This window comes from Actinoplanes teichomyceticus ATCC 31121, assembly GCF_003711105.1.
Classification (GTDB): domain Bacteria; phylum Actinomycetota; class Actinomycetes; order Mycobacteriales; family Micromonosporaceae; genus Actinoplanes; species Actinoplanes teichomyceticus.
Window position 1 is genome coordinate 7,038,464 of the sequence record NZ_CP023865.1, and the last position, 11,266, is coordinate 7,049,729.

Sequence of the window (11,266 nt, forward strand, 5' to 3'; positions counted from 1 at the left end):
TAGAGTGCGGGGCTGATGAGCTGACTCCCATGAGCGCCTTCCACCTCGCCCAGATGAACACCGCCCGCCTCAGAGCGCCCCTGGACGACCCCGCGATGGCCGACTTCGTCGAGGGCGTCACGTTGATGAACGAGCTGGCCGACCGCTCCCCCGGTTTCGTCTGGCGGCTGGTCGGGGACAGCGGCGACGGCACCATCGCCGCGCCGGACGACCCCCGCACGATCTTCACGCTCTCCGTCTGGGCGTCGCTGGAGGACCTGCGGGCGTACGCCTACCGGAGCACCCACCTGGACTACCTGCGCCGCCGCCGGGAGTGGTTCCTCCCGCACGGGCACCGCGACTCGCTGGTGCTGTGGTGGATCCCGGCCGGGGACGTCCCCACCATGCGGCAGGCGATCTCCCGGCTCGCTCAGCTGCGCGCCGACGGCCCCACACCCGAGGCGTTCACCTTCCGGCGCCCGTTCCCGGTCCCGCAGGTCAGTCCACCCGCAGCGCGGCCAGCGCCTCTTCCAGCTCGTCCGGCTTGACCAGCACGTCGCGGGCCTTGGAGCCCTCGGACGGTCCGACGATGCCGCGGGTCTCCATCAGATCCATCAACCGGCCGGCCTTGGCGAAGCCCACCCGCAGCTTGCGCTGCAGCATCGACGTCGAGCCGAACTGACTGGTCACCACCAGCTCGATGGCCTGCAGGAGCAGCTGCAGATCGTCGCCGATCTCCTCGTCGATCTGCTTCTTCTTGCTGGCCGGCACCTCGGTGACGTCCTCGCGGAACTCCGGTTCCCGCTGGTCCTTGCAGAACTTGACGACCGCGGCGATCTCTTTCTCGTCCACCCAGGCGCCCTGGATCCGGACCGGTTTCGAGGCGCCCATCGGCAGGAACAGGCCGTCACCACGGCCGAGCAGCTTCTCCGCGCCCGGCTGGTCCAGGATGACCCGGGAGTCGGCCAGCGACGACGTCGCGAACGCCAGCCGGGACGGCACGTTCGCCTTGATCAGGCCGGTCACCACGTCCACCGACGGCCGCTGTGTCGCCAGCACCAGGTGGATGCCGGCCGCCCGGGCCAGCTGGGTGATCCGGACGACCGAGTCCTCCACGTCGCGCGGGGCGACCATCATCAGGTCGGCCAGCTCGTCGATGATCACCAGCAGGTACGGGTACGGCTGCATCACCCGCTCGCTGCCCGGCGGCGCGGTGATCTCCCCGTTGCGGACCTTGCGGTTGAAGTCGTCGATGTGGCGCACCCCGTTGGCGGCCAGATCGTCGTACCGCATGTCCATCTCCCGGACCACCCACTCCAGGGCGTCCGCGGCCTTCTTCGGGTTCGTGATGATCGGTGTGACCAGGTGCGGGATGCCCTCGTACGCGGTCATCTCCACCCGCTTCGGGTCGACCAGCAGCAGCCGCACCTCGTCCGGCGTGGCCCGGGTCAGCAGCGACACCAGCAGCGAGTTCAGGCAGCTCGACTTACCCGCGCCGGTCGCGCCGGCGATCAGGATGTGCGGCATCTTGGCCAGGTTCGCCACCACGAACCCGCCCTCGATGTCCTTGCCGAGGGCGACCAGCATCGGGTGGTGGTCGGCGGTGGCCGCGCGCGAGCGCAGCACGTCGCCGAGCGCCACGTTCTCCGGGTCGGTGTTCGGGATCTCCACGCCGACCGCGCTCTTGCCCGGGATCGGCGAGAGGATCCGCACGTCCGGGGACTTCACCGCGTAGGCGATGTTGCGCGACAGCTGGGTGATCCGCTCCACCTTGGTACCCGGGCCGATCTCCACCTCGTACCGGGTGACGGTCGGGCCCCGGGTGAAGCCGGTGACCACCGCGTCCACGTTGAACTGCTCGAACACGCCGGTGAGCGCCGCCATGATCTCGTCGTTGGCCCGGCTGCGCGCCTTCGGCGGGGCACCGGCGGCGAGCAGGTGGGGCGGCGGCAGGCGGTAGTCGCCGGCGACCGCGGAGATCTCCAGCTGCTCGGCGCGGGTGGGCAGCGGCTCGGAGTGCTCCGGCGGCTGCGGGGCCGGCTTGCGGCGGCCGGCCGGCGCCTTCGGCAGGACCACCGTGTCGTGCAGGACCAGGTCCTCCTCCGGCGGCTCCGGCACAAGCATCTCGTCCAGCGGCGTGACCGGGGCCGGCCGGCGGCGCGGCGCCCGGCGCGGCTTCGCCGGGGCCTCCGCGAGCGGCTCGGCGTCGTCCGGCTCCAGCGGGGTGCGCACCACCGGCCGGCGCTGCGCGGACCGGCCGAGCACCAGGTCGGCCAGCAGCAGGAACCGCTCCGGGATCTTCGCGATCGGGGTCGCGGTGATCACCAGCAGGCCGAAGACGAACAGCAGGATCAGCAGCGGCACCGCGACCCAGGCGGTCACCGCCCGCTCCAGCAGGGCGCCGACGCCGTAGCCGAGCAGGCCGCCGTCGCCGGTCAGCGCGATGTCGTCACGCGGCTCGTCGGAGAGGTAGAGCAGGCTCGCGGTGGCCACCAGGATCGCCGACCAGCCGACCGGGTTACGGCCCCGGTGGTCCGGGTCCACCGGCTCGCGCATCAGCCGCACCGCGCCGTAGAAGAACAGCAGCGGCAGGAAGACCCCCAGGCCACCGAAGAACAGGTGCACCGCATCGGCCAGCCGCCGGCCGACCGGTCCGGCGCTGCCGGCCCAGACGGCGACCGCGGTCAGGATCGAGAAGCCCAGCATGAGCAGGCCGGCGCCGTCCCGGCGGTGCTCCGGGCCGATGTTGCGGGCGTTCTGCCCGGCACCGCGGGCGACCCAGCCGACGCTGTGCGCCAGGCCCATCCAGACGGCGGTGACGCCGCGGCCCACGCCGATGGCCAGGCCGCTGCCGGCGGTGCCGCTCCGCCTGGCCGCCGGGCGCTTGCGGGCGGCCGGGCGGGCCGCCTTGACGCCTCGGGCAGCCGGCTGGCGGGCACGCGAGGTCGCGGCGCCGCGCGACGCGGACGCGGCGCGACCCCGGCTCGCCGGAGGAGTACGGCCCGCCATGGAGGACACCGTATCCGGCGGAACCCGAAGCATCGAGAAGGCGCACCGTGACCACTTCTCGCTTTCGCGTTGTCTAGGCTCACCGAGTGCAACCACTCGACAACGAGATGATCAAAGCCGCCCTGGACGCGCGGGGGTTCGCGTACTTCGTCGATGCCGACGGTGACATCGCCGGGAACTTCCAGGGCAACCTGATCTATTTCTTCCGCCTCGGCCAGAACAAGGAGATGCTGCAGATCCGCGCGATGATGCAGCACGTCTTCACGGTCGAGGACGTCCCGCGGCTCTACGAGTTCTGCAACACCTGGAACCGCGACCAGCTGTGGCCGAAGGCTTATGTGCAGGTCACCGACGACGGGTCGGTGATCGTGGTGGGCGAGGTGTCGACCGACTGGGAGCGCGGCGTCACCCCGGAGCAGCTCGACCAGGTGCTGATCTGCGGGATCGCCACCGGCTGCCGGCTCGGCGAGGCGCTGGGCGAGCTGAAACGCTGAGCACACCGGGAGGCCGGGACCGCGCACGGCCCCGGCCTCCCGGACGTCCTTTTCGCGTACGCGGCGGCTACTGCACGTTGAAGCCCAGCGAGTAGTCGCCCGTGCCGGACGTGGCGACCACGACGTACCGGAACGTCCCGGACTGCTGCTGGGTGCTCAGCGTCTTCGCGCCGTCCCCGGTCGCCTTCGCCACGGTGCGGAAACCGCGGTTGGTCAGGCGCTGCAGGACCAGGTCGAAGCTCGCGCCGTCGGGCGAGTCCAGGCAGGCCGTGTGCTGCCCGGCCCGGGCCCGGAAGGCGCCCCCGTCCGGCTGCGCCTGCGCCGACCCGGCACGCGCCAGCGAACCGGAGCGCTGGACGGCCTGCGCGGCGCACCCGGACGCGTTCCCGGCCGGCTCCTCGGACGGCGCGGCGGTGGCCGGCGCGGTCGGCTCGGCGGCCGACCCGCCGGTGGTCACCAGCGTCAGGTTGTCGGCCGCCAGGATCTCGTTGACCGGCTGGAAGAACGTCTCGCCGCCGACCGTGCAGTCGCCGGAACCACCCGAGGTGACCCCCTGCGCCTGGTCGCCGGAGAGCCACGGGCCGCCGGAGTCGCCGCCCTCGGCGCAGACGTCGGTCCGGGTCAGGCCGGTCACCGCGCCCTCCGGGTACCGCACGGTCTGGTTCTTGGCCAGGATGGTGCCGCAGCGCGTGCCGGTGGTGGAACCGGACCGGCAGATCGCCGCGCCGACCGGGGCCTCGGTGCTGCCGGCCACCGGCAGCTCGTTGCCCTCGAAGTCGTTGACCACCGGGCGTGGCGTCCAGTCGCCGTTCACCTCGACGAAGCCCATGTCGGCGGCGCCCGGGAAGACCGCGGTCCGCACCTCGCCCTGGACCCGGTTGTTGAAGCCGCTGGTCCGGGTGCCCGCCGCGCCGCAGTGACCGGCGGTGACGAAGCCGCCCTCCACCGAGAAGCCGATCGAGCAGCGGGCCGTGCCGCCGTCCACCGCGATGAAGTACGGGTCCGCGCCACGCACGTCGAACAGCGGCTTCGGCTGCCGGTTGCTGATCTTCACGGTCACCGCGTCGGACGCCACGCCGGCCCGCCGCGCGAACGCCAGCGCGTCCGCCTTGCCGCCCGGCTGCGCGACGATGACCAGCTTGTTGGTCGGCGGGTCGACGTACCAGCCGGTCAGGTCACCGGCGCGGGCCTTGGCCGCGTCCAGCCTGGTCTTGGCCGCGTCCAGCTCCGTCTCGCTGCGCTTGACCAGCACCGGCACGGCGCCGGCCGCCTTCACCTCGGCGGCCGCGTCGGCGTCGGTCACCGCCACCTTGAGCGTGGTGCCGTCCGCGGCCAGCCACGAACCGCCGAAATCGTCGCCGGTCGCGGCGGCCAGGGTCGCCGAGACCCCGCCGGCCCACTTCGAGCGGTTCAGTCGGGTGGTCGCCTGACCAGCGTCGAGTCCCAGGTCGCGCTTCATCGCCGCGAGCAGTTCCGGGGACACACCCCCGCTGGCCCTCGTCGTGCCGCTGCCGCTGGGCGACGTGGTGTCGGCCAGCGACGGCAGGGTGAAGGCGACCGCCGCCGCGGTCGCCGCCACCACCGCCGCAGCCACGGCGATCGATCTGCGCTGCATCTAGGTACTCCCTCCGCCACGGGTGCCGTGGGGGCGGCACCGTGCCTGGGAGTACGCGGCTCGGCCGAAAACGGTTGAGTTCTATCCCGTTTTCATCGATTCCAAAGGTTCTCTTAAACCTCGACGACGGTCGGCACGATCATCGGGCGGCGCCGATACGCGTCGTTCACCCAGCGGCCGACCGTCCGGCGCACCACCTGCTGCAGCTGGTGGGTGTCGGTGATGCCGTCCTCGGCCGACCGGTGCAGGGCCGCGGTCAGCAGCGGGACCACCGGGTTGAACGCGTCCGGGTCCTCGGAGAAGCCCTTCGCCGAGATGCTCGGCTCGCCGACCACCTTGCCGGTCACCGAGTCGATCACCACGGTGGCCGCGATGAACCCGCCGTCGCCGAGGATCCGCCGCTCGGTCAGCAGCGACTCGCTGACGTCGCCGACCGCCAGGCCGTCGACGTAGACGTACCGGCTCTTGACCCGGCCGACCAGGCGGGCGTGCCCCTCCACCAGGTCCACCACGTCGCCGTCCTCGCAGAGCACCACCCGGTCCGGGGCGACCCCCGACTCGATGCCCAGCTGCGCGTGCGCGCGCAGGTGGCGCCACTCCCCGTGCACCGGCATCAGGTTGCTCGGGCGGGTCACGTTCAGCAGGTAGAGCAGCTCACCGGCCGGGGCGTGCCCGGACACGTGCACCTTGGCGGTCTCCTTGTGGATGACCGTGGCGCCGGCCCGGGAGAGCTGGTTGATCACCCGGTAGACCGAGGTCTCGTTGCCCGGCACCAGCGAGCTGGCCAGCACCACCGTGTCACCGGACTCGATGGTGATGTGCCGGTGGTCGCCGGTGGACATCCGGCCCAGCGCGCTCATCGGCTCGCCCTGCGAACCGGTGGACATGAAGACGATCTCGTCCGGCGGCAGGTGGGTGGCCTCGTCCAGGCCGACCAGCAGGCCGTCCGGGATGCGCAGCAGGCCCAGGTCCCGGGCGATGCCCATGTTGCGGACCATGGACCGGCCGATCAGGGCGACCTTGCGGTCGTACTCCCAGGCGGCGTCCATCACCTGCTGGACCCGGTGCACGTGGGAGGCGAAGCTGGCCACGATGATCCGGCCGCGAGCCTTGCCGAAGATCGAGCTGAGCACCGGGCCGATGTCGCGCTCCGGCGTGACGAACCCGGGCACCTCGGCATTCGTCGAGTCGGACAGCAGCAGGTCGACGCCCTCGGCGCCGAGCCGGGCGAAGCCGGACAGGTCGGTGATCCGCCCGTCCAGCGGCACCTGGTCCATCTTGAAGTCGCCGGTGTGCAGCACCAGCCCGGCCGGGGTACGCACGGCGACCGCCAGCGCGTCCGGGATCGAGTGGTTGACCGCGAAGAACTCGCACTCGAACGGGCCCAGCCGCTCGATCTGGCCCTCACGCACGGTCAGCGTGTACGGGTCCAGCCGCCGCTCGGCCAGCTTCGCCTCGACCAGCGCCAGCGTGAACTCCGAGCCGACCAGCGGGATGTCCGCCTTGTGGGCCAGCAGGTACGGCACCGCGCCGATGTGGTCCTCGTGCCCGTGGGTCAGCACGATGGCCTGGATGTCCTCGAGCCGGTCCAGGATCGGCGTGAAGTCCGGCAGGATCAGGTCCACGCCGGGCTGCTCGACGTCGGGGAACAGCACCCCGCAGTCGATGACCAGCAGCTTGCCGTCGAACTCGAAGACCGTCATGTTGCGGCCGATGGCGCCCAGCCCGCCGAGCGGGATGACGCGCAGGGCGCCCTCCGGCAGCGGCGGCGGCGGACCCAGCTCCACGTGAGCTTGACTCATTCGCCTCTTCCTGTCAGAGCACGATGCCGGCCGCGGCGGCGTCCTGGCGCAGTTGGTTCAGTTCCTCGTCGCTCGCGTCGACCAGCGGCGACCGGACCGGGCCCGCCGGCAGTCCGAGAGCCGCCAACCCGGCCTTCACCAGGATCGTCCCCGGTGCCCGGAAAATGCCGGTGAACAGCGGCATCGCCTGCCGGTGCAGGGCCAGCGCGGCGGTCGTGTCGCCGCGCTCCCACGCCTCGATCATGTCCTTCGCCAGCGGGCCGGTGAAGTGTGTCGAGGTGCCGACCAGGCCGACGCCGCCGATCGAGAGCAGCGGCAGGGTGGCCGCGTCGTCGCCGGAGTAGTACGCCAGACCGGTCCGGCTCAGCACCCACGAGCTGGCGATCAGGTCGCCCTTGGCGTCCTTGACCGCGACGATCCGCTCGTGCTCGGCGAGCCGGCACATGGTCTCGGTGCTGATCGCGGTGCCGGCCCGGTGCGGGATGTCGTACGCCATGATCGGCAGGCCGACCGCGTCCGCCACCGCCCGGAAGTGCCGCAGCACACCGGCCTGCGGGGGCTTGTTGTAGTACGGCGTCACCACGAGCAGCCCGTGCGCGCCGGCCTTCTCCGCGGCGTGCGCGAGCTCGATGGTGTGCGCGGTGTCGTTCGTGCCGACCCCGGCCACGACCCGGGCCCGGTCGCCGACGGCCTCGATCACCGCGCGCAGGAGGGTCTCCTTCTCCGCGTCGGTCGTGGTCGGGGATTCCCCGGTGGTGCCGCTGATCACGAGCGCGTCGTTGCGCTGCTCGTCGACGAGATGGGCGGCCAGGCGGGCCGCGCCCTCGATGTCCAGGGAGCCGTCCGGGGTGAACGGGGTCACCATGGCGGTCAGCAGCCGTCCGAAGGGCCGCGGGTCGTGCGTCATACCTGACAACCTATCGGACGCCCCGGTCACACGTAGAAAGCGGTGAACGGCGTCCAGGGCAGGTTACGCAGGATGCTCCAGACACCCCACACCACCATGAATGTGATCATGACGGCCGGAGAGACCGTCAGCTGCGGGATCCGCCATCGGAACATCTTCCGGCCGGCCCAGGCGACGTACATGTACAGCAGGAAGGGCACCGCGAAGACGAAGATCGCGTGATGCCGCGCGGCCGCGGGCAGATCGCCGTGCAACAGGTACCACGCGGCACGGGTGCCGCCGCAGCCCGGGCAGACGAAGCCGGTGGTGTATTTCAGCAGGCAGGTGGGCTCGGCGCCGGCCTGGGCCGCGGCCGGGTCGGTGAGCAGCGTGTAACCCGTCGCGCCGCCCATGCAGGCCAGCACCGCGAGCGGCGCGAGCCAGACCGGGGAGCGCGCCGCCAGCCGGTCGACGAAGCGGGTCAGCCGGTCCGGCTCGGGAGCCAGACGATACGCCGGCCAGTCCGGTGGCACCGGCGGCCCCTGCAGCGGCTGGGAGGCCAGCCACGGGGGCAGGACGGTGCTCATGTGCGCCACGGTACACCTCACCGGGCGATCAGCGCGGCGGTGAGCGGGCCGGCGAGATCACCGGCCACCGGGGCCGCGACCGCGCCCAGACCGAGCCAGCCGGCCAGCCGGCGCAGCTCCGCGGCGAGCGCCTCGGCGGTCGTCACCGGGTCGGCGCCGGGCTCCAGCCAGGCGGCCGGCACCTCCAGCACACCGGCACGGCGGTCGGCCTTGAGATCGACCCGGGCGGCGAACCGGTCGCCGAGCAGGAAGGGCAGCACGTAGTAGCCGTACCGCCGCTGCGGCTTCGGCACGTAGATCTCGATCCGGTACGTCATGCCGAACAGCCGCTCGGTGCGCTCCCGCTGCCAGATCAACGGGTCGAACGGGCTGATCAGGGTGGCCACGTCGACCCGGCGCGGCAGTCGCGCCGCGGCGTGCAGGTAGGCCGGCTGCCGCCAGCCCGGGACGGTCACCGGCCGCAGCGTGCCGGCCTCGACCAGCTGCGCCACCGCCCGGCGGCCGGCCTGCGCCGGCAGCCGGAAGTAGTCGCGCAGCTCGGGCTCGGCGGCCACGCCGAGGGCCCGGGCGGAGAGCTCGACCAGCGAGCGGAACGCCTCCTCGGGCTCCGGGGTCGGCGCGTTCAGCACGGCCGGCGGCAGCACCCGCTCGGGCAGGTCGTAGCGGCGGGCGAACGAGGTGGTCCGCTCGGCCGCGGTCACCTGCCCGGACCAGAACAGCCACTCCAGCGCCTGTTTCACCACCGACCAGTTCCAGCCCCAGTGATCCTTGCGGCGCGGGGCGTCGTGCTCGATGTCGTTGGCCGTGACCGGGCCGCGCTCGCGCACCTCGTCGAGCACCCAGGCGACCAGCTCGGGCTGCTCGGCGACGATCCGGCGCATGTTGCCCCAGGCATACTCGTGGGCGCGGGCCATCCGCCAGCGAAACAGCGGCTGCAGATCGACCCGGATCAGCGACGCCTCGTGACCCCAGAACTCGAACAGCTCCCGGGGCCGGCGGTAGGCGGCGCGCTCCAGCAGCGCGGGCGGGTAGGGTCCCAGCCGGCTGTAGAGCGGCATGAAATGGGCCCGTTGCAGCACGTTCACCGAGTCCATCTGGATCAGGTGCAGGCGGCGCAGCACCCGGCGCAGATGCCGCAGATCGGCGGTTCCGCCCGGTCCGGGATCGGTGAACCCTTGCGCGGCCAGGGTGATCCGGCGGGCCTGCGCGGCGGAGAGCGTCTCGAGACTGGTCATCGGGATGCAGCGTAGGCCAGGGGTGTGACACTCCCGCCGACGTGGCGACATCGATCCGGGTGCGGACCGAGGCGGCGCGCCCGGGACCGGGCGGCCGGAACTCCGCCGCCGGTGTCCTCGGTAGGCTGCCGCCATGGCACTCGGCTTCGTCCGTCCCGCGCGTCCCACCGACGCCCCGGAGATCGCTCGCATCCAGCTCACCACCTGGCGCAGCGCCTACCGGCGCATGTTCCCGGCGCACGTGCTGGCCCAGCTCGACGAGCAGATGCTGGCCGCCGGCTGGGCCGAGGCGATCACCGCGCCGCCCTCGCCGCGGCACCGGGTGCTGATCGCCGTCGAGCAGGGCGAGTCCGCCGAGCACGTGGTCGGCTTCGCCGCCGCCGGACCGGTCGACGAGCAGGCGCTGGCGCCCGAGGAGCCGCCGCTGCCGGACGACTTCGCGGCGGTCACCGACCTGCTGGTGGAACCGCGCTGGGGCCGCCGCGGGCACGGCAGCCGGCTGCTCGCCGCGGCCGTCGACCTCTGGCGCGAGGACGGCTTCCGGTATGCGGTGGCCTGGGCCTACGAGGCCGACGCGGTGATGCGCAAGTTCCTCGAGGCGGCCGGGTGGGCGCCGGACGGCGCGGGCCGGGCGCTGGACGTCGACGACATGCTGGTGCCCCAGTTGCGCCTGCACGTCGAGCTGACCCGGGACTGACCCGCTCCGCCGCCCGGCGCGAGGCCGCCGGCGGCGGGCCGATCCTTTCCGGTACGCCCGGTGGCCCCGTCCGCAGGCCTCGCGGCCGAGCCCCGGGGCGCTCCCGCGCGGCGCCCGGCCCGGCTGCGCGCCGCGACGCGCCGTTGCCGGGCGACGGGCCACGGCCGCACGCCCGGCCGGCCGGCGCGGCGCGCGGCGTCTCAGTCGAGCAGCTCGTCCAGGCCCACGGTCAGGCCCGGGCGCTGGAGCACCGCGCGCACGGCGAGCAGCACGCCCGGCATGAACGACGATCGGTCCAGCGAGTCGTGCCGGATGGTCAGGGTCTCCCCGGTCGTGCCGAACAGGACCTCCTGGTGGGCGACCAGCCCGGCGGCGCGGACCGCGTGCACCCGCACCCCGTCGACGTCGGCGCCGCGGGCGCCGTCCAGCTCCTCCTGGGTGGCATCCGGCATCGGCGGGCACTTCGCCGCCCGCCGCGCCTCGGCGATCAGCCGGGCGGTGTGCGTCGCGGTGCCGCTGGGCGCGTCCAGCTTGCGCGGGTGGTGCTGCTCGATGATCTCCACGGAGTCGAAGTAGCGGGCCGCGCGGGCGGCGAACTGCATCATCAGCACCGCGCCGATGCCGAAGTTCGGCGCGATCACGACGCCCACCTCCGGGCGCTCGGCCAGCCAGCCGCGCACCTGCTCCAGCCGCTCCTGCGTGAAGCCGGAGGTGCCGACCACCATGCTGATGCCCTGCTCGACCGACCAGCGCAGGTTCTCCATGACCGCGCCGGGATTGGTGAAGTCGACCAGCACCTGCGCGCCCGCCTCGGCGGCGGCGGCCAGCCGGTCACCCTCATTGATCAGCACGACCAGATCGAGGTCGGGGGCGGCATCGACCGCCTTGCACACCTCGAGGCCCATGCGGCCCCGGGCGCCGAGAACACCGACACGGATGCGTTCAGGCTCTGTCACAGCGTC

The 11,266-nt window shown here is 72.8% G+C and carries 10 protein-coding genes; 3 read left to right on the forward strand and 7 right to left on the reverse strand.

The window, feature by feature from the left end; all coding sequences use genetic code 11:
• The first annotated feature begins 29 nt into the window (after positions 1–29).
• Positions 30–527, forward strand: coding sequence for a DUF3291 domain-containing protein (locus tag ACTEI_RS30815; RefSeq protein WP_122980851.1), 498 nt, complete (start codon positions 30–32; stop codon positions 525–527).
• Here the strand turns inward: ACTEI_RS30815 and ACTEI_RS30820 are convergent.
• The gene (locus ACTEI_RS30820; RefSeq protein ID WP_122980852.1) at positions 478–2,988 is read right to left on the reverse strand and encodes an FtsK/SpoIIIE family DNA translocase; all 2,511 of its coding nucleotides are present in this window, start codon (positions 2,986–2,988) and stop codon (positions 478–480) included. The two genes, ACTEI_RS30815 and ACTEI_RS30820, sit on opposite strands and share 50 nt — an antisense overlap.
• An 86-nt stretch (positions 2,989–3,074) precedes the next feature.
• On the opposite strand from ACTEI_RS30820, the gene ACTEI_RS30825 reads away from it, so the two are divergent.
• Positions 3,075–3,482: a YbjN domain-containing protein gene (locus ACTEI_RS30825; protein ID WP_164466191.1), complete on the forward strand. Its 408-nt coding sequence runs from the start codon at positions 3,075–3,077 to the stop codon at positions 3,480–3,482.
• A gap of 67 nt (positions 3,483–3,549) precedes the next feature.
• Here ACTEI_RS30825 and ACTEI_RS30830 read toward each other — a convergent pair whose 3' ends face one another.
• The 5 genes from ACTEI_RS30830 to ACTEI_RS30850 all read right to left on the reverse strand — a co-directional run bounded on the left by ACTEI_RS30830 (position 3,550) and on the right by ACTEI_RS30850 (position 9,607).
• Positions 3,550–5,097, reverse strand: a complete 1,548-nt coding sequence (locus ACTEI_RS30830) for a S1 family peptidase (RefSeq protein ID WP_122980854.1) — start codon at positions 5,095–5,097, stop codon at positions 3,550–3,552.
• A 113-nt stretch (positions 5,098–5,210) separates the two neighbouring features.
• On the reverse strand, positions 5,211–6,899 hold the full coding sequence (locus ACTEI_RS30835; RefSeq protein ID WP_122980855.1) for a ribonuclease J: 1,689 nt from the start codon (positions 6,897–6,899) through the stop codon (positions 5,211–5,213).
• A 13-nt stretch (positions 6,900–6,912) separates the two neighbouring features.
• Positions 6,913–7,806, reverse strand: a complete 894-nt coding sequence (gene dapA, locus ACTEI_RS30840) for a 4-hydroxy-tetrahydrodipicolinate synthase (protein ID WP_122980856.1) — start codon at positions 7,804–7,806, stop codon at positions 6,913–6,915.
• 26 nt (positions 7,807–7,832) lie between these two features.
• Entirely contained in the window at positions 7,833–8,372 is a 540-nt protein-coding gene (locus ACTEI_RS30845; protein WP_122980857.1) for a DUF2752 domain-containing protein, read from the reverse strand.
• 17 nt (positions 8,373–8,389) lie between these two features.
• Positions 8,390–9,607, reverse strand: a complete 1,218-nt coding sequence (locus ACTEI_RS30850) for a winged helix-turn-helix domain-containing protein (protein WP_122980858.1) — start codon at positions 9,605–9,607, stop codon at positions 8,390–8,392.
• Positions 9,608–9,740: 133 nt separating this feature from the next.
• On the opposite strand from ACTEI_RS30850, the gene ACTEI_RS30855 reads away from it, so the two are divergent.
• Positions 9,741–10,304, forward strand: a complete 564-nt coding sequence (locus ACTEI_RS30855) for a GNAT family N-acetyltransferase (RefSeq protein ID WP_122980859.1) — start codon at positions 9,741–9,743, stop codon at positions 10,302–10,304.
• A gap of 200 nt (positions 10,305–10,504) precedes the next feature.
• Here ACTEI_RS30855 and dapB read toward each other — a convergent pair whose 3' ends face one another.
• On the reverse strand, positions 10,505–11,209 hold the full coding sequence (gene dapB, locus ACTEI_RS30860; protein WP_239082107.1) for a 4-hydroxy-tetrahydrodipicolinate reductase: 705 nt from the start codon (positions 11,207–11,209) through the stop codon (positions 10,505–10,507).
• Positions 11,210–11,266 lie beyond the last annotated feature (57 nt).